15 protein-coding genes are annotated in these 18908 nt (G+C 62.7%); 3 read left to right on the top strand and 12 right to left on the bottom strand.

Annotated features, from left to right (window positions below; genetic code table 11):
* Positions 1 to 13: 13 nt before the first annotated feature.
* The 5 genes from I6L33_RS08845 to arcB form a co-directional block, all read right to left on the bottom strand.
* The gene (locus I6L33_RS08845; protein ID WP_017763841.1) at positions 14 to 1225 is read right to left on the bottom strand and encodes an EAL domain-containing protein; all 1212 of its coding nucleotides are present in this window, start codon (positions 1223 to 1225) and stop codon (positions 14 to 16) included.
* Complete coding sequence (locus tag I6L33_RS08840) at positions 1206 to 5483, bottom strand: transporter substrate-binding domain-containing protein (protein WP_216973911.1); 4278 nt, start codon at positions 5481 to 5483, stop codon at positions 1206 to 1208. The genes I6L33_RS08845 and I6L33_RS08840 overlap by 20 nt, the downstream gene beginning before the upstream one ends.
* Before the next feature lie 148 nt (positions 5484 to 5631).
* Complete coding sequence (locus I6L33_RS08835; RefSeq protein ID WP_005304283.1) at positions 5632 to 5835, bottom strand: hypothetical protein; 204 nt, start codon at positions 5833 to 5835, stop codon at positions 5632 to 5634.
* Between the two features lie 321 nt (positions 5836 to 6156).
* Complete coding sequence (gene dgt, locus I6L33_RS08830; RefSeq protein WP_216973910.1) at positions 6157 to 7533, bottom strand: dGTPase; 1377 nt, start codon at positions 7531 to 7533, stop codon at positions 6157 to 6159.
* 28 nt (positions 7534 to 7561) lie between these two features.
* Positions 7562 to 9874, bottom strand: coding sequence for an aerobic respiration two-component sensor histidine kinase ArcB (gene arcB, locus I6L33_RS08825; RefSeq protein ID WP_117404768.1), 2313 nt, complete (start codon positions 9872 to 9874; stop codon positions 7562 to 7564).
* Between the two features lie 206 nt (positions 9875 to 10080).
* On the opposite strand from arcB, the gene I6L33_RS08820 reads away from it, so the two are divergent.
* The gene (locus I6L33_RS08820; RefSeq protein WP_117404776.1) at positions 10081 to 11079 is read left to right on the top strand and encodes a DUF2860 family protein; all 999 of its coding nucleotides are present in this window, start codon (positions 10081 to 10083) and stop codon (positions 11077 to 11079) included.
* Between the two features lie 67 nt (positions 11080 to 11146).
* On the opposite strand, the gene I6L33_RS08815 is transcribed toward I6L33_RS08820, so the two are convergent.
* The 4 genes from I6L33_RS08815 to I6L33_RS08800 all read right to left on the bottom strand — a co-directional run bounded on the left by I6L33_RS08815 (position 11147) and on the right by I6L33_RS08800 (position 14082).
* Positions 11147 to 11845, bottom strand: a complete 699-nt coding sequence (locus tag I6L33_RS08815; RefSeq protein WP_010634960.1) for a DUF3334 family protein — start codon at positions 11843 to 11845, stop codon at positions 11147 to 11149.
* A gap of 98 nt (positions 11846 to 11943) precedes the next feature.
* Positions 11944 to 12381 carry an HIT domain-containing protein gene (locus I6L33_RS08810; RefSeq protein WP_094697423.1) on the bottom strand — a complete coding sequence of 146 codons (438 nt, stop codon included), beginning with the start codon at positions 12379 to 12381 and terminating at the stop codon, positions 11944 to 11946.
* 72 nt (positions 12382 to 12453) lie between these two features.
* A complete protein-coding gene (locus I6L33_RS08805; protein ID WP_042889170.1) occupies positions 12454 to 13110 on the bottom strand; it encodes a DUF2057 domain-containing protein in 657 nt (218 codons plus the stop codon).
* 72 nt (positions 13111 to 13182) lie between these two features.
* Positions 13183 to 14082, bottom strand: coding sequence for a LysR family transcriptional regulator (locus I6L33_RS08800; protein ID WP_216973909.1), 900 nt, complete (start codon positions 14080 to 14082; stop codon positions 13183 to 13185).
* A gap of 97 nt (positions 14083 to 14179) precedes the next feature.
* Between I6L33_RS08800 and I6L33_RS08795 the strand changes: the two genes are divergently transcribed.
* Positions 14180 to 14782 (top strand): short chain dehydrogenase, encoded by a 603-nt coding sequence (locus I6L33_RS08795; protein ID WP_010634964.1) that lies wholly within the window; start codon positions 14180 to 14182, stop codon positions 14780 to 14782.
* Positions 14783 to 14924: 142 nt separating this feature from the next.
* On the opposite strand, the gene I6L33_RS08790 is transcribed toward I6L33_RS08795, so the two are convergent.
* The 3 genes from I6L33_RS08790 to dapA form a co-directional block, all read right to left on the bottom strand.
* Entirely contained in the window at positions 14925 to 16028 is a 1104-nt protein-coding gene (locus I6L33_RS08790) for a phosphoribosylaminoimidazolesuccinocarboxamide synthase (RefSeq protein WP_010634965.1), read from the bottom strand.
* A 65-nt stretch (positions 16029 to 16093) separates the two neighbouring features.
* Positions 16094 to 17218 carry an outer membrane protein assembly factor BamC gene (gene bamC, locus I6L33_RS08785; RefSeq protein WP_017779109.1) on the bottom strand — a complete coding sequence of 375 codons (1125 nt, stop codon included), beginning with the start codon at positions 17216 to 17218 and terminating at the stop codon, positions 16094 to 16096.
* Entirely contained in the window at positions 17211 to 18098 is an 888-nt protein-coding gene (gene dapA, locus I6L33_RS08780) for a 4-hydroxy-tetrahydrodipicolinate synthase (RefSeq protein WP_005304320.1), read from the bottom strand. The genes bamC and dapA overlap by 8 nt, the downstream gene beginning before the upstream one ends.
* A 272-nt stretch (positions 18099 to 18370) precedes the next feature.
* On the opposite strand from dapA, the gene I6L33_RS08775 reads away from it, so the two are divergent.
* On the top strand, positions 18371 to 18904 hold the full coding sequence (locus I6L33_RS08775) for a glycine cleavage system protein R (protein ID WP_005304323.1): 534 nt from the start codon (positions 18371 to 18373) through the stop codon (positions 18902 to 18904).
* Positions 18905 to 18908: the final 4 nt, after the last annotated feature.

Here is an 18908-nt window from a genome sequence, read left to right as displayed (position 1 = left end):
TCCTGCCCGATATTCACTCCCCGAGCAGCGCCGGTAGCCGTTCACGCCAGGAGTCGTGCCATCCCATCAACTCCTCGCGCGGCATGGGCCGGGCAGAGAAGAAGCCCTGGCACACGTCACACCCCAGCCGCGCCAGCAGCCGCCAGGTGAGTTCATCCTCCACCCCTTCGGCGACGGACTTGAGCCCCAGTTTGCGGGCCAGCTCGATGCTTGACTCTATTATGGCCAAGCGAGAGGGGTCCTCAAAGCAGTGATCGACGAAAGAGCGATCCAGCTTGAGTTCGGTGAAGGGCAGCAGGGCCAGCTGCTGCATGGAGGAGTAGCCGGTACCGAAGTCATCGATGGAGAGGCCGAAACCGTGCATGCGCAGGCGCGTCAGCACCTCCAGCGACTTGCCCAGATCCTGCACGAACGCGCTCTCGGTCACCTCCAGGGTGATGAGCTCGGGATTGATGCTCCAGCGCTGGCACTGGTTGATCAGGGTGTTGCACAGATCCCCCTCGATCAGCGAGGTGGTGGAGAGGTTCATCGAGAGGTTGAGGGATAGCCCGGTCTGCTCCCACAGGTGGCCATCCCGCAACGACTTGCTGATGATCACCTCGGTCAGCCGATCGATGAGGCCATTGTGCTCCGCCAGCGGAATGAAGCGAGCCGGCGAGATGAGGCCGTACTCCGGATGTTGCCAGCGGGCCAGCGCCTCCATGCCGACCCACTGGCCGGAGCCGAAGCTCACCTTGGGCTGATACCAGGGCAGCAGCTGATCCTGCTCCAGCGCCAGGCTCAGCTCATCCAGGGTCAGACGGTGGCCATCTTCCTCCTGGGCTCGCTCCTGCTGCGGGCGCCAGGCCCCGATCAGCTGGCTTATCTGCTGCTGGCTGGAGGGCTTCTCGATGCGTCCCAGCACCTGCAAGCCATAGGCGGCGCTCATGCGCAGCACGGCCTCGACCACGTCATCCTCCAGCGCGCTGGAGAGGATGATGCCGCCGCGAAAGCCGCCGAGGGAGAGGCGGCGCAACAGCGCCATGCCATCCATGCCCGGCATGCGCAGATCGCAAAACAGGATGTCGACCTGATGACGCTGGCACATGGCCAACGCCTCCACCCCGTCCTGCGCCTCCAGCAGGGAAGCGTAACCGAGCCCGCGGATCTGGTGCATCAACGCCTTGCGCTGGAAGGCGTGATCTTCCACCACCATGATCACCAACTCATGCTGTGTCTTGTTCATCGAGCCATAATCCAATTTCACCTGTAATAGCCTTCATCAGCGCCAGCACCGTCTGGCTCAGTTCGCTGAGCTCGTCCAGCTGCTTGAGGCGGGCCGCCGCTTCGAGCCGGGCCGCCTCCTCCGCCAATGCCTGCTGCCCCACCATGCGGGCAGCCCCCTTGATCCGATGCGCCGTCTCCACCAGGGCATAGGTATCCTGCCTGGCCAGTGCCTGCATCATGTCATCTCCGTCCTGGCGATTGGAATCCAGGTATTCCCGCGCCATGCTGCGCGCCACCGCCTCATCGCCAAACAGCGAGATCCAGCGCTCCCCCTGCTCGCTGGCAGGGGCAGGGGCCTGGCTGGGTTCCTGCGCCTGGCTGCTCACCGGCAGCCAGCGCATCAGCACCTGCCGCAGCGTATCCAGGGTATAGGGTTTGAACAACATGTCGTTCATGCCCGCCTCCTGCATCTGCAGGCCGGCCTCTTCGGAGGTGTCGGCCGTCACCCCGATGACAGGGGCCGATACCCCCTGCTCTCGCAGCGCCCGGGTCAGGCTGTAACCATCCATCGCCGGCATGTGGCAGTCGGTCAGCAGCAGGGCGAATCCCTGCCCCTGCCAGGTGCGCAAGGCCTTGTCGCCGTCATCCACCACCTCGGCATCCACGCCGAGAATGGCCAGCTGGCGGGCCAGCAGGGCGCGGTTGATGGGGTGATCATCGGCCACCAGCACCCGCCCCTGCAGCTTGGGCGCATTGGCTTCCACCGGGCTGATCGCCGCCTCCCCCAATAACTGATGGCAAGTCTCCAGCAGCAGGTCGGGATAGAGCGGCGATTGTCCCAGCCGCCACCAGGCACTCGACCCCATGCGACCGCGCAGGGCCTCCTGCGGGGAGAGCACTATGCCCTTGAGGGTCGATCGCTGTAAATGGCCCAGCCAGTCGCTGCCGAGCGCCTGCTCGAGCCAGTTCTCCTCCGCCAGCAACAGGCCGTTGAGGGGCTGCTGCCACTGCGGTGGATCCAGACGATGCAGCCTGGCCCCCAGCCGCTGCATGGCGCTCTGCAAGGCAACATCTTCGCCAAACAGCCACCACTCCTGGCCGGCCAGCGGCGGGGCATCCCACTGACACTCGCTCAGCGGGAACTCGAAGGTGAGCCGGGTGCCGTGCCCCGGTTTGCTCTCGAGCGTCAGCGTGCCCCCCATCTTCTGGGCCAGCTGGTGGCAGATGGCCAGCCCCAGCCCGGTGCCGCCGAAACGTCGGGTTATGTCGGACTCCACCTGCTCGAACGGGGTGAACAGGCGATCCTGCTTCTCTTCGGCGATACCGATGCCGGTGTCGCTGACCGTGATGGCCAGTCGCTCGGCCTGCAGACCCACCTGGATGCGGATCTCGCCCCGCTCGGTGAACTTGACCGCATTGTTGAGCAGGTTGGAGAGCACCTGACCCACCCGCACCGCATCGATGCGGGCCTGATCCGGCACCTCGGTGCCCCAGTCCAGCGTCACTCTGAGCCCCTTACCATGGGCCAGGGTGGCATGGCCGCGGATCACGTCACAGATGACGGAGGCAAGCCGGCACTCCTGATAATGGAGCTGCAGCTGGCCCGCCTCTATCTTGGAGAAGTCGAGCACATCGTTGACCAGATAGAGCAGGTTGTTGGTGGAGGTCACCACGTTGCGCAGCAGGTAACGCTGATCCTCGTTCAGCTCGCTCATCTGCAGCAGCTCCAGCATGCCATGCATGCCGGAGATGGGGGTTCTGAGCTCGTGGCTCATGGTGGCGAGGAAGCGGCTGCGCACCTGCATCGCCTGCTCGGCATAGGCCCGCGCCTCCCTCAGCTCGTGCTCCTGGCGCTTGAGGGCCGTGATGTCCTGGATCACCCCGTTGAGGATCAGGTGCCCCTCCTCCTGCGGCACGAAACTGCCGCGCACCTGCAGGTAGCGCGCCCCCCCAGGCCGCTCCACCTTTACCTCGAGATCGAGAGGGGCCAAGGTCTGAGCATGGTTGGCCACCTTGCTGACGAAGTCCTGCAGCGCCTCCTCGGTAAAGCCGAACACCTCCCCCCCCGACTCGGCCGACAGCATCTCCTGCCGGCTGGCCCCCAGGATCTCGCTCGCCCCCTGCGAGGCATAGAGGAAGCGTCCCTTGCCGGGTCCGATCCAGAGGTACTGATAGACGATGCCTGGCATGCTGTCGGTGATCTGGGTGAGGCGGGTCTCCGCCTTGCGGGCCCGCGCCTCGGCCTCCTTGATGCGGGTCACGTCGGTCAGCACGGTCAAGACACCGAGCATGTCTCCATCCGGGGAGGTGTAGGGGCGCTTGGTATAGATGACGTGGAACATGGCGCCATCCTGGCGGCGGCTGTTGCCCGCCCCCTCCAGTTGTGCGCCGCTCTGCCACACCTCCTGCTCTTCTTTCAGTACCCGAGCCCGCTCTCTGGCCGGCATGCGGTCCAGATCGTCGCCCCCCTCCTTCATCGGGTCGCCGATGAAGGCATCCCGATAGGCCCGGTTGCACAGGGTGATGCGCTGCTCGCGATCCCGCAGCACCACCATGTTGGGCAGGGAGTTGAGCAGGGTCTGCACAAACGTCAGCTGCTCGTTCAATTTGTGCTCGGCCAGCTGGCGCTGCACTATCTGGCGACGCAGGGTCCGGTTCCAGCCCATGAACAGCAGCACGCAGAGCAGGAAGGCCCCCAGCCCTAAGGCGGACCAGAGCGCCACCGTGGTCGGATTGATGCCGGTCTGGATGGTCAGAGTCAGCCACTTGTGCTCCAGCTTGGTCATCTCTTCCGGCCGGATGGAGAGCAGCACCTTGGTCAGGATCTGCTGCAACATGGGATCCTGTTGATGCACCGCCATGGCGACCGGCACCCTCAGCTCGTTGCCGGAAAACACCACCTGGTAGCGGTTGTTAAACCCTTTCTGCAGTGCCTGCTCCAGGGTGGTCATGCTCATCAGCACATAGTCGACCTGGTGTCCGTCCAGCAGGGGCAGCAGCTTGGTATCGCTGCTCACCGCCACAGGGCTGGCGCCTACCTCCTTGAGCACCAGCTCCTCCACCGAGCCGCCGACGATCCCCACCCGGCGCCCCTTGAGCTCGTTGAGACTGGCCAGCTCTTCACTCCCCTGCCTGGCGGCAATCACCCGGTGGATGAAGGCGTAGTCGGGGGTAAACAGGGCGTACTGGCGCCGCTCGGCAGTCGGGGTGATGGCCGGAATGAAATCCAGCTTGCGCGCCTGCAGCAGGTTCTGGGTTTCGGCCCAGCTGCTGGTGGGTACCAGGCTGAAGTGCAGGCCGGATCGCAGGCTCACCAGCTTGAGCAGGTCGGCGATGAAGCCCTTGAGCTGGCCATTGCCATCGATCTCGCTCACCGCCGGCCAGTCCGGTGCCACCCCGAAACGCAGGGTCGGGTGGCGGGCTAGCCAGTCCAGTTCGCTCTGGTTGAACACTATCTGGCGAGGGCCGTTGGCCAGCTCATAGTCGACGATACCGCCGGTCTCCAGAATGCGGCGGCGCTCATCCAGCGACATATCGTTGAGGGCCAGCTCCAGCAGATCGCGCAGCCCCTGATTGTCCAGCCTCACCGCCATGGCCAGCGAGGTATCCGTCACCCACTCCGGGGTAATCACCCTGAGCCCGGTCTGCGGCTGCAGGCGCTGCAGTCGCATCAGCGAGGGCAGATCGGAGAGATAAGCATCCGCCAGCCCCTTCTTGACCATGAAGACGGCTTCGTCGCTGCTGTCCGCCTCGGTCAGCTGGGTCATCCCGAGCTGGGTCAGCTCCTCGCAGGAACTGAAGCCGTGCTCGCACACCCAGCGCAACTGGCGTGCCGCGGCCAGGGTCGGCTCCCCCTCCTCCCGCGTCAGCAGGACGGCGCGCGGCAGGGTCATCAGGTCCGAGGTAAAGCGCATCTTCTCCTGACGCGACTGACTGGGCGTCACGCCGATCAGCATGTCCACCTCCCCATCGAGCAGCGCCTGCTGGGCATCGGCATAGTAGGGATAGGTCTTGTAGCGCACGGTCAGCCCCAGCCTGCCGGCAATCTGGTTGGCAAAGTCGTCGAGCGGACCGTTGAAGCCGCCCCGGCCATTGGTATAGATGTAGGGGGGCCAGGCCATCGAGGGCATGCCCACTACCAGGTCATTGCGCGAGGCGAGCCACAGCCGTTCCGTCAGTCCCAGCTGATCCTTGTCCAGAGAGGTTTCTGCCGTAGCCACATGGCTCCAGCAAGCAAACCAGCACAACAGAATGGCGCGATAACAGAGGCGCAGCATGGATGACTCCTGAACAGATCGGAGAGCGATCATAGGGATTTTGGCAAAATGTGCGAATAAAAATTCGTAACAGAACTCGTGCGGATACGAAAAATGGCAGGCTAATGCCTGCCATTTTTATGCAAGAAGGGGGCCAGGCCCCATATCATCAGGTTATTCGATTCCCGAGTCGGAAGCCGGTTTGATACTCCTGCTCACGGATGTGGGCGATCTGCACATTTTGCCCTTCCAGACCTATGTCTTTGAGCAGGGCGGGCGACAGGTGCAGATAACGGGTGCGGCGTTCCAGCCGGGTGATCCGTTTCTGGACCAGAGTTTCGACGGTGCGCAGCAGGGTCAGTTCGATAGACATAATATTCTCCAGTTGAACGTGCGGTTCCCCCGGAGAGAAGAGATCACCCTGCGGGACAACCGCGGGTGATGAAAAAGCAGGTGTTACCTGTTTCCTCCACGCGGCAGAAAAAGAGCACGAGTCTTCGCGCTGCTGATGCAGCGGTCGAACGCAACGTTTAGCATTGAATGTTGCATATCCGTCTCCTTACCGTGTGAAAGTTGAACAAGTTGCCACAGTCTAAAAAAAGACCGAATTTTATACAAGAACCTTACCCCCCATATGGGGAGGTGAGCCATCTATCAATACTCATCCGGAACAGAGAGCCTGACGCCATCTCGCTCAGATCCCGGACAGCAGCCGAAACTCCTCCAGCGCATAGGTGTCCGTCATGCCGCTCACGTAGTCGAGCAGCAGCCGCACCCGGTAATACCACTCCTGCTCGGCTTCCTCGCCAAAACGAGGATCCCGGCTGGCCACCGCCAGTCGATAGGCCTTGAGATGGCGGGCCGACAAGCGATGGTAAAGCCGGCGGGCAAAGAACAGCTCGCTGCCCCCCTGCCCCGCCAGCAGGCGCTCAAACTGGCTGGCCGGCAGGGCCAGCAGGCAGGCGTAGGTGGAGAGCACGCCGCGCAGGGCGGCGTAGCCCTCCAGCTCCAGCGCCTCCACCTCGGGACGCATGAACACCAGCTCGCGAGCGACCCGCTTGAGGATGTCGAGCACCCGCGCCGCCGGCGCCTGGCCGTGCAGCAGGGCCTGAGGATAGGCGCCGCTCAGGATCTGGGCGTGCTCGCTCACATAGGTGCTGGCGGCCAGCGCCACCAGATCCCGGGTCAGCTGTTGGCGGAAATGGGTAAAGAAGCCGCGATCCGAGTCGACGGCCGCACTCAGCAACGCCGCCATGTAGTCACCGCCATCCGCCTCCCGCAGCGCCAGCAGCAGCTCGCCGAGGCCGAGGATGCGCCGATCCACCGCATCCTCCAGATCCGCGATGCAGTAGGAGATGTCGTCCGCCGCTTCCATGATGTAGACCAGCGGGTGACGACAGCCGGCGGCCAGCCCCAGGCTCTGGCCGAGGGCGCTGTAGAGGGGTTGTTCGCTGAAGAAGATGCCGCGCTTGCTGCTCCAGCCGTGATGCTGGCCATAGTAGGGGGTTGCCTGCCGGCCTGCCGGCGGTTGCTGCGGATATTTGCACAGTGCCGCCAGTTGCCCCAGGGTCAGATTCAACTCGTGCAGGCTGTGTACCAGCCGCAGGCTCTGGGCATTGCCGTCAAACACCAGCAGATCCTGGCGAAGCTCGGCCCACTGCGGGCTGGGCGCCTTGCCCAGCGCAGCGGCAAACAGGCCGTCCAACTCCTGCGCCAGCCACTGGCTCATCACCTGCTCGCCAAAGTGGCCGAACGGCGGGTTGCCGACGTCGTGCAACAGGCAGGACATCTCCACCAGATTGACGAAGGCCCCCTCGCACACAGCGCCTGCCGGCAGGGCCGCCAGAACGCGGCGGCTGATCTGGCGACCGGTCTCCTGTACTTCCAGCGAGTGGGTCAGTCGGCTGCGCACCGAGGCTTTCACGTCGAGCGGGAAGACCTGGGTCTTCTGTTGCAGCCGGCGCACCGGCGCCGCCTGCACGATACGGGCGCGATCCTGCTCGGTCGCCTCCAGCAATTCTTCGTCACCCCAGGGGTGGATCCGCTCGGGGGTAATCAAACGGCTATACATGTTGCAGCTCCTTGCCAGCGCAGCGCGTTTATGAGAGCAACCAGCGCCGCAGGCGGGCGATATCGCCCGGGTACTCCCGGCGCAGCGTCTCAATCCAGTCTTCCACGTTCTCCCACCAGGCAGGATGATCCGGGCTCTGGATCAGCTGGGCCGTCTGCTGCAGCCGGCGCAGGCCGATGGAGCCCGCCGCCCCCTTGATCTTGTGCGCCTCCTCCACCACGCCGGCCTGATCCCGGGCAATCATGTTGGAGTCGAGCACCGCCATGTAGTCGGGCATCATCTTCTCGAACAGATCGACGCTGGAGAGCAGCACCGGCTTGCCCACGGTATCGGCATAATCGGTGAGGAAGGGCAGGTCCAGCAGCGCATCCTGGCTGACGGTGTCGGCCTGCTCGTCCGCCTCGTCCCCGGCCAGATCGGCAAACAGGTGGCCAATCACTTCCCGCACCGCCTTCGAGCCGAGCGGCTTGTTGATCACATCCTGCATGCCGTGATCCCGGTAGTACTGGCGATCGCCGGTGGCGTTGGCGGTGAGTGCCACCATGGGCGGCAAACTTTCGCCGTAGCGGGCGAGCAGTTGTTCCGCCACATCGAACCCCGTCATGTCCGGCAACTGGATGTCGAGCAGGATCAAGTCAAAATCATCCGGGTTGGCCATGGCCAGCGCCTGGGCGCCATCGCGCGCCACCTTGACCTGATGGCCAAGCTTGCTCAGCAGGGCGCAGGCCACGGTCACGTTGAGCTCGACGTCCTCCACCAGCAGGATGTCGAGGGACGGCATCTCGGGCTCGAGAGCGGCAACCTCTCCTGCGATACACTCCACCTCCAGCTCGGCGGTGAAGCAAGCACCCTCGCCCGGATCGCTGTCCACGTAGAGCTGGCCACCCATCGCCTGCACCAGCTGGCGGGAGACCGCGAGGCCGATGCCGGTGCCGGTGGCGTGCTTCTTGCCCTGTACCTGATAGTACATGGCGAAGATTTTCTCCTGCTGGGCCCGTGGAATGCCGATGCCGGTATCCTCCACCTCGAAGTGCAGCGCCAGCTTGCCCGGCGCGTCGGCGGCATGGGCGAGGCAGCGAACCGTCACCCCGCCTTCGTCGGTGAACTTCACCGCATTGCCCACCAGGTTCCACAGCACCTGGCGCAGCCGGGTGCCGTCCGCCATCACGAACTGCGGCACCTCGCCATCTCGATCGAAGTGCAGATAGAGCCCCTTCTGCTCCGCCTGGATGCGCGACAGCGTCTCCAGCTCGTCGAGGAAGGCGGGCAGATCGATGCGGGTCGGCGCAATCTCCAACCGACGCCGATCCAGTTTGTCCAGATCGATGATGTCGTTGAAGATGTTGCCGAGCGTCACCGCGCTCAGGTGAATGGTCTTGAGCTGCTGATGCCGCGTGGGATCGAGCGGCGTATCCATCAGCATCCGGCTCAGGCCGACGATGCCGTTGAGCGGGGTACGCAGTTCGTGGCTGATGGTGGAGATGAAGGTGGTCTTGTCGCGGCTCGCCTTCTCCAGCTTGTCCTGGTACTGCTTGCGCTCGGTGATGTCGCGGCCAAAGCCAAGCAGGCCGAGCCGCTTGCCGAAGCGGTCGAAGAAGGGCACCTTGCGCAACTCGAAGTAGGCTTTGCGGCCGTCCGGGTACTCCAGCCACTGCTCATAGGTGAGCGGCTCATTGCTGGCGAAGACTTGCTTGTCGGTCTCCACCACCTTGCTGGCGATGTCGTGCTTGTAGACGTCAAAGGGAGTCAGCCCGATGAGTTCGGCCTCCACCTTGCCGGTCAGCTCCTCCATGGCGCGGTTGCAGCCGGAGAACTGCTCGTCTTCGTTGCGGTAGTAGACCAGATCGGGGGAGCAGTCGATGAAGGAGCGCAGCAGGGCGGTGCGCTCGCCCAGGTGCAGCTGGGCCTTCTCGCGCTGGAACACCTCGTTCTCCAGATCCTCGATGGCCTGCTGACGCAGGGTCTCGGCCCGGTTGGTCTCGGCGATCTGGGCGTTGAGGCGACTGATGTTTTCCTGCAGCTGGCTGTTGAGCTCGAGATCCCGCTCGCGCATGTCCTGCAGCTTGCGCACCATGCGGGTCAGCCGCTGGCGGGAGTCCTCCAGTTGATCCACCACGATGGAGAGAAAATAGACGGCCCAGGGGGTGACCAGCAAGCCAAAGAAGACCGAACGCACCAGGTCGACGATATCCACTGTGCCGCGCAGAAACAGGGTGACCCCCATCTGGATGGAGACGGCCAGCACTATGATGCCGGTGGCCAGGAACATGCTGAATCGCACCAGCCCCAGCTTGGTCATCAGGTCGACGTAATATTGCGCCCAGGATTTTATTTGTTTCATCTTATTGTTTTCTCCCCGATATTCGCCGAACAGAATACCAGCACGACGCGCCGAACTCTTCTGCCATCGCACGATAAATTATCGATTAACCTCCTCCTTGCGCTGGGGTAGCATGCCGGAATCAATTCGGTCAGCCCTCATTAAGCCAGGCTGGCTATAATGCTCGGCCGTTCAATCAACCAACTGATATTTCAGGAGCCTCATCGATGCGCAATCTCACCCTGCTGAGTCTTGGCCTGCTGGCAGCCAATGCCGCCCACGCCGACCTGGGCGAGATCCCCAAGCAGTCCGGCTGGTCCGGTTTTCTGCTGGGCGGGGTCAACGCCGTCAGCTACAAGTCCAACTTCTACGCGGGCGATGACAACCACAGCCGTATCAATGATCTCGGTTCACCCGACAGTGAAAGCGGCCTGACCCCGCTGCTCAACGCCGACATCCGCTACACCTTCGCCGATACCCGTACCCAGATTTTCCTCGGCAACCTGATCCAGGACGCGGTGCGCTTCGACTTTACCCAGCAGCTCGGTCTGCGCCAGGAGATGGGTGACAAGGGCATAGTTGCCACCTCGCTGGTGTTCAACGTCATGCCGGTGGAGCTGTGGAGCGACCCCTTCGCCACCGGCGTGGATCGCAGCTCGACCGACCTGAAGTCAAAAGGGGCCCGTTTCGCCTGGGACAAGATCTGGGGCAGCAACTTCTACGGCAACCTGACCACCCGGGAGGTGGACATGGACGAGGAGCGCAGTGGCCAGCAGTATGATCAGAGCCACGGCACCCACTACGCCGGCATGCTGGATCGCAACGGCAAGGTGCACGACATGGAGCTCTCCTACCAGTTCCACTTCGGCGGCAACCAGCTGCTGGAGCCGGCCATCCTCTACAAGGAGGCTCGCCTGGACGGCAGCGCCGAGAGCTTCAAGAACACCGGCCTGAAGCTGACCTACGCCAAGCGCGGCCCCCAGTGGTCCATCGTCAGCAACCTCTACACCGGCAAGCGCAAGTACGACGAGGCGAACCCCATCTTCGGCCAGCATGCCGACGCGGACGAATTTGCCGTCAACGGTACCTTCTTCTGGCACAACCTGTTCGGCGTCAAGGCCCTGGCCGCCACCTTCACCGCAGCCTACTCCAATGCCGACTCGGACATCGACTTCTACGACAGCCAGTCCACCCGTTTCAGCACGGGTCTGCTCTACAACTTCTAACGGCGAGCAGCACCAACAAACGAGGCCACCCCATGGGTGGCCTCGTGCATTGCTGACGGCGGAAAAATCAGATCCCGAGGGAGTCCAGCAGATCGTCGTGGTCGTTGGCCACCGGGGCGGCGGCCGGAGCCGGCTGGGCAGCCTCGCGCTTGGTCTGGGCGATCAGGGCATCCGGATCCAGCTCTTCCTGATCCATGCCATCGTTGTGGATGCGGATGAACTCGGTCTTGTCCATCGCCAGCTCCAGATAGAAGATGTTGTTGCGGGCGGTGAAGAAGGTGACCCGGCGCGACTCCGGGCTGTCGAGATTGGTATCGACGCTCAGCATCACCTGCTTGTTGAGGGCCAGCATCTTGGGCTGGTTCTGGGTGATGTGGGTCTGCAGATCCCGGCCCACCTTGACGGTGAAACTGCCGACGATCTGGTTCATCAGCTCGCCCATGACGTTGCTCACCTCGTCCGAGGTGTGGGAGATGGCGAGATCTTCCTTGGATAACCCCATGCTGAGCATATAGCTCTCGTACAGCTCCATGGCGGCGGAGGCGGAGAAGTTGATCACCACCAGGCCGGAGAAGCCGCCGTCAAACAGCACGAAGCAGCCGATATCCGGCTTGAGGCAGGTTTTGCTGATCCGCTGCACCATGCCGGAGAAACGCACCTGACTCTGGGTTGCCGCACTCAATACATCCGTCACCGAATGGCACAGGCTCAACAGCACGTCCTCTGTGGTCAATACGGTATCATCGTCGGCTCTTGTCACTATCATGGGACCTTCCTGAACATCGAAAATGGGCTTATCTATACCATAACTCTAACAGATAGCGCGGCCCGGGCGTCGAAATAGCGAGCCGCCTCTCACTTGATTCAACTGTCAGTTTCAAGGGGAGTGAATCCGGCCAGATTGGCCAGCTTGAGTCGCCAGCCGGCGGCTTCCCGCTGCAGGGTCGATTCATCATAGGGCAAGGAGGGATGAGCCCCCCAGATGGGGCCAGGCCAGGCCTTGTCGGTACTGAAACGGGCCACGTGGTGCAGATGCAGCTGGGGCACCAGGTTGCCGAGCGCCGCCACGTTGATCTTGTCCGGGCGCAGCGCCTGCTCCATCAGGGTCGCCACCGCGCAGGACTCCTGCATCAGCTGCTGTTGCTGCGCTGGTGCCAGGTGGTGAATTTCCCGCAGATTCGCCACTCTCGGCACCAGGATGAGCCAGGGATACTGGCTGTCCTTGGCCAGCAGGACGCGGCAGAGAGGCAGATCGCCGAGCAGGCGGGTATCCGCCTGCAGGCGACTGTGCAATTCAAACATGAAGACCTCGTTGCAATAAGATGGGCGCTAGACACGATGAGAGCCCCCACGTTACTGCAACGGACGGCAAACTTAAAGCCGCGGCACGGCCCAGCTGACAAAGCGCTTGCGCAGGGCCGGATCCGCCTTGAGGAAGAGTTGCTGCAACTGCCCCTCCAGCTCGCTGGCCGCTACCGGCGCAACCTCGCTGGCAACCACGGCCGCAGGAAGTGCAGAACCAGAAGCCGCCGTCAGCGCCGCCTTGCCACCGCGCTGGTTGTATTCGGCCAGCTTGGCACGCCAGTCCATGCCGATCAGCATGCCGCTGGTCACCAGCGCATCCTGCTCGCTCGCCATCACCTTGCCATCGGCCTGCAGCCCCATGACGGGAGACTTGGCATACTGCGCCATGCTCCGTTCATCCTTCGGCAAGTTGGCGACCAGCTGTAATTGTTGCTGGCTGGCCTGATAGCGCAGCACCTGAGGTGCGGAGCGCAGCTGGCGGTCATTCTCGCTGCTGCTGCGACTCGGGATCACCCCTTCATAACGCACCAGCAGCTGCTGTTCCCCATCCGGCAGGGTGGCGTGCTGTTCGTCGTGCAGGGTGCCGGCGCTCACCGCCAGGATCTGGAAATCCGCCGGCACCGTCACCTCAACCGCAGCGTGCGCCGAGCCTGCGCCCAGCATCATGTTCATGCCCAGTGCGGCGCACAGCAGCGACACACCATTTCGATATCGACAACCCTTCATCTTCGTTCATCTTCCTGTTCGCGTTGATGGGCGCAGGCTAGCAGCCGAAGATGACAGAAAAATAACGGCAGTTCAGAGCAGGTAGTGCGGCCGCTCGACAAACCACTGGGCCAGCACCTGCTTGAACAGCCGGATCTTGCGCGGCACCCGCCGCTGCTGGGCATGCAGGATATGAAGCGGGTGCAGACCGCTGTGCCAGCCGTCGAGCACGGTCACCAGCTCCCCCGCCGCCAGCAGGGCATCCACCGCAACCAGCGGACACTTGGCATAGCCCAGCCCCGCCCGGGCCAGCTGCAGCGCAGTGCTGTAGTGATTGGCCCGCACCTTGCCCTGCACCAGGATGTGCGCCTCCTCCCCCTCCCGGCTGAAGTGCCACTGCTCCCAGGCCGGGTTGCTCCCCATGAGCAGGCAGGCACGCCCGCTGAGCTCATAAGGGGTGGCAGGCTTGCCCTCCCGTGCCACCAGTGCAGGGCTCGCCACCACCACATCCCTGAGCCGGCCCAGCGGCATGGCCACCAGGTTGTCGGGCACCTCGCTCATGGCGCGCAGGGCAATGTCATGCTCACCCTGGCTCATGTCGACCATCTGATTGGTGAAGTTGAGCTCGACCGCAACCCCGGGGCAGAGCTCGGCAAAGCGAGCCAGCAGCTCGCTCACCATGCGATCGCCGGCGCTGATCGGGCAGGTGAAGCGCAGCCGGCCGCCATCCTCCTCGGTCAGGGCCTGGATATCCTGCTCCGCCTGACGGGCCAGCGCGAAGATCTCCCCCGCCTGCTGGTAGAGGATCGAGCCCGCCTCGGTCAGGCTGAGCCGGCGGGTGGTGCGTTGCAGCAACTGGGCATTGAGAGAGGACTCCAGCGCACTGACATGACGGCTCAGCATCCCCTTGCTCACCCCCAGCGCATCGGCGGCGGCGGAGAAACTGCCCCTTTGTACCACTTCGTAAAAACTGGCCAGATGGGCGATATCCATCATTAGCTCCAATTTGGAAACAATGGGTTTATTTTACGCGCTTTTTCACCTTTTTTAGCGCGCTAAAATCAACGCATCCCAACCAGGAGTGACTGAGATGAAGATTGTGATTGTGGGTGCCTCCGGCACCATAGGTTCTGCCGTCAGCGACTTGCTTGCCAAGGATCACCAGATAATCCGGGTCGGCCACAGCCAGGGGGATGCCAGGGTCGACATGCGCGATCCCGCCTCCATCAGGGGGCTGTTTGCCAAACTGGGGCAGTTCGATGCACTGGTGGTGGCCAGCGGCAGTGCCGCGTTCAACGCCCTGACCGAGATGACCGATGAAGAGTGGCAGCTGGGGATCCAGAGCAAACTGATGGGCCAGATCAACCTGACCCGCGCCGCCATCCCCCACCTCAACGACAAGGGCTCCATCACCCTGATCAGCGGCATCCTGAGCGAGGAGCCCATCAACTGGGGCGCCAGCGTCACCACCATCAACGGCGCCGTCGAGCACTTCGTCAAGGCGGCCGCCTGCGAGCTGCCGCGGGGCCTGCGCATCAACGTGGTGAGCCCGACCGTGCTGACGGAGTCGATGGAAAAATACGCTGACTTCTTCCCGGGCTTCGTCCCCGTGCCCGCCGCCAGGGTGGCGCAGGCCTACCAGAGATCGGTACTGGGCGTACAGACCGGCCAGGTGTTCAGGGTCAACGGCTGATCGCCGCCCTTCTGCCGCCCAGCCGACACGGCAACAAAAACGGGCCCCGTGATGGGGCCCGTGCCATTACTGCCAGCACGCCGACTTGTAGTTGGCTGATGGCAAACGTTTGTTTTTACGGCAGTAAAAAAGGCGGTACGCCTCAGTCGATCAGCCCGTACTGCTCGCGCAGCACCTCGATGATCTCCTGCTTCGGATTGGCGCTGCGTACCAGCGGCTGACCGATGATCTTCTCAGCAATCCCCACGTAGGTGTTGGAGATGTCCATCATCACTTCGGTCGGCAACTTGTTGTCGCGGGCCAGGGCGAAGCGCTCCGGCATGCGGTGCTTGTTCAGCAGGATGTCCGGGTCCGGGAAGTGATTGAGCAGCCACTGGCGGAAGCCCTCTTTCGACTTCTCGACGATCTGGCCGTCGCGCAGCGCGGCGCCGTCCCAGATGCGGGAGCTGTCAGGGGTGCCCACTTCATCCATGTAGATGAGTTTTTCGTTGCCGGCGGCATCCTGGACGTAGCCAAACTCGAACTTGGTGTCGACGAAGACCTGATCCAGCTCGGCCAGCGCGTCGCTGATGACGTTGAAGCCTTCCTTGAGCAGCACTTCGTAGCGATCGATGTCAGCCGGCTTGCTGAAGTTGAAGCCCTGGTAGTGGCGCTCGATGTCGGCACGGGAGACGTTGACGTCATCGGCTTCCGGCACGCCGTCCAGCCCTTTCAGCACGCCCTTGGTGGAGGGGGTGATGAGGATCTCGGGCAGCTTCTGATCCTTTTTCAGTCCTTCCGGCAGGGTGATGCCACAGAACTCGCGCTCGCCATCCTTGTAGGCACGCCACATGGAGCCGGTGATGTATTGACGGGCGATCGCCTCGATCATCACGGGGCGGGCTTTTTGCACGATCCAGACGAAGGGATGGGGGATGTCCAGGATATGGCTGTCAGCCAGTCCCTTCTCCTTGAACAACTTGAACCAGTGGCTGGAGATGGCGTTGAGCGCAGCCCCTTTGCCCGGCACACCGTTGAGCCCGTCCACACCCTGCCAGATGCAGTCGAAGGCCGAGATCCGGTCGCTGATCACCATGATGGCGAGCGGCGCATCCGCCGGCACGTCGTAACCCTTCTCGCGGATAAGGCGGGCACTGTCTGCGGCGGTCAGCCAGTAGACGCTGCGCACTTTACCGGAATGGACAGGTTTATCGGTACGGATCGGCAAATCGTCGTTCACCGCCAATACTTGGTCTGCAAGACTCATGGCTAATAACACTTCCTGTTTGTGGGGGGTTAACATAACAAAACAGGGGCACAAGGCCCCTGTTTCTATTCTGTTTTTGCAGCTTGGTCAGCCAGGCCCTTGGCGAATGCCTCGGACAGGCTGATGTACATCTGGGAGATGACGCCGGACGACACGGGTTTCTTGTCCTTGTCGAACAGGGTAATGGAGGTCTTGCCCCCCGCCATCTCGCCAAGCTGGAAGCGATACTTGTCTTCGTCCAGTTTGAACGGCTCGCTGCCCTTGGCCTTCCAGAATTCGCTGCCCGGCTCGTCGTACTCCACGTCGATCCAGCCCAGCGACTGCTGGGTATCCTTGATGGTGAAACCGTAAGCCGGCAGCACCTGATTGAGACGACGCCACACCTGGTCAAACGAGCCATCAACGATCCAGGCGCTCAGCTCGTTGTTGTCCAGACCCAGCTCCAGCCCCATGCCATCGTTGGCCTTATGCTGCTCGCGGGACTTGAGCTGCTTGTCGTAGTAGAGCGAGAACTGGTTGAGGGCCCTGGTCGCGTAGCGCTGGGCATCGGCCGGGGTCAGCTCCTTGCTGGTCTCGCCATCGATGGTCTCCTCATGATCCAGTACCCGGACCGACATGTTGACGGCGTGGCGCTGGGGATCGTTGCGCAGGGTGAACTGGTAGCGCTGGCGAATGACGAAGTCGTCGTCCTCTTCGCTCCAGCCGTCGAGCGCCTTGGTGTTGTCAAACCAGCCGGTTTGCAACACGCCGGCCTGCTGGTCCAGCTTCTCGGTGGTGACCTTGTACTGGGCGAGGAAGTTCATCAGGAAGGCCCAGGTATCGCGCTCCACGCTCTGGGAGGTGCTGAGAGCGTAGAAGGCCATGGTAGGTTCACCGGCATTGGTTACCACCTGGCTGCCCGGTACCACGGTCAGCAGCTGGGCGGGCGGACGCACATCCACCTTGGCCCCCAGGGCGCCGTCACGGCTGCTCTCTGGCAGGGGCGGAATGTCGAAACTGCTGTTAAAGGCGGGGGTACTCAACCCGGCCGGCACCAGGAAAGCACGGCCTTCAAGGCGGGCATCCTCGTACTCGAAACCACGGTTGGCCATCTTGCGTTCCTGGGGTGAGCTACAGGCTGCCAGCACGGCAACGGTCGCCACGCTCAGCACCAGGCGCACTGCATTTCCCTTTCCATTTGCTTTAAACACTCGCCATCAACTCCGCAGTCGTCAGTGCTCGCGCCATCGCCCGCTCGCCCTCGGCAGTGAGGTCGGTGAGCGGCAGACGCAAGGTGGCCGTCGCAATCAATCCCAGCTGGGCGCAGGCCCATTTCACCGGGATGGGGCTCGGTTCGCAGAACAGAGTCTGATGCAACGGCATCAATCGATTGTTGATGTCATGCGCCCGCCCGGCATCGCCGGCCAGCGCAGCACGACACATGTCGGCCATCTGGGCCGCTGCAATATTGGTGGTGACCGAAATGACACCGTCACCGCCTTGCAGCATAAAATCACATCCACTGGCATCATCGCCACTATAAAGTGCGAATTGCGCACCACACAGCTCACGCAGCAGCGGTGTACGGCTCAGATCCCCGGTCGCCTCTTTCAGGCCTATGATGCCGGGCACCCTGGCCAGTCTGGCTACCGTTTCCGGTTTGAGATCGCAACCGGTACGACCGGGCACATTATAAAGAATTTGGGGCAGACCACTAGCCTCGGCGATCGCACAATAGTGACGATAGAGACCTTCCTGGGTGGGTTTGTTGTAATAAGGTGTGACCGAGAGACCCGCTACCACGCCGGTTTCGGCGAAGCGCTTGGCCAGGGCGACGGCATGGGCGGTATTGTTGGAGCCGCAGCCGGCGATGACCGGGATGCGTCCGGCGGCCAGTGCCACGGTTTTCTCCACGACGGCAATGTGCTCCTGCTCGCTCAGGGTCACCGACTCCCCCGTGGTCCCCACCGCGACGATGGCGCTGGTTCCGGCGCTGACATGATACTCGACCAGATTGGCAAGACTGGCCCAATCGACTTCACCTGAAGCCAGCATGGGGGTAACGAGGGCAACAATACTACCGCGCAACATGGATATTTCTCCCGATTTTCAGGGGCGTTATGGTAAAGCTGCCCCCTTGGAAAAACAAGGGAGGCCACGGCCAAGCCGTGTTACCATCCGGCACAAACAGCCGTGCGCAAGCGCCGGAAACTGGCGCCGGAACCGGGCCGCCACTACCCGGCAGGACGCTTGCCACAACGAGATTCTCAGCAGGGTCGCCACGCGGCCGCGCGGGCCAGATCCCTTCGGTCGACGTGCCCGCCGCCCGCATTCGCCACCCGCTAATGGACGAGAGAAGATTTATGACTCATTACCTGGTCGTAACGGCCATCGGCACGGACAGGCCTGGCATCGTCAATGAGGTCACCCGCCACGTCAGTGGTTGTGGCTGCAACATTGTCGACAGCCGTCTTGGCATCTTCGGCAATGAATTCACCTTCATCATGCTGCTGTCCGGTGACTGGAACAGCCTGATGCAGCTCGAGATAAGCCTGCCCCTGCGCAGTCAGGAGTGGGATCTCATCACCATGATGAAACGCACCGAGCGCCACCAGTCGCTGCAATACGACATCAGCGCCAACGCCGAGATCCTGATCCGGGACCAGCCGGGCATCGTAAGCCAGTGCACCCAGTTCTTCAGCGATCACGGCTGGGACATCCAGGCCATGCAGACCATCACCCTGGAACAGCAGCCGTTCAACCTGCTCAAGGCCAGCTTTCAGCTCAATCTGGCCAAGCAGGGAGAGGCGGCCGGCTCGCAGGCGGCCTTCGCCGGATTCTGTCGTGAACTGGGCGCAGAATCGTTCGAATTCATCGTCAACAACAAACACGCCTGACGGC

It is taken from the genome of Aeromonas sp. FDAARGOS 1403, from assembly GCF_019047325.1.
Lineage (GTDB): Bacteria > Pseudomonadota > Gammaproteobacteria > Enterobacterales > Aeromonadaceae > Aeromonas > Aeromonas dhakensis.
This window is presented reverse-complemented; position numbering and strand designations above follow the sequence as displayed.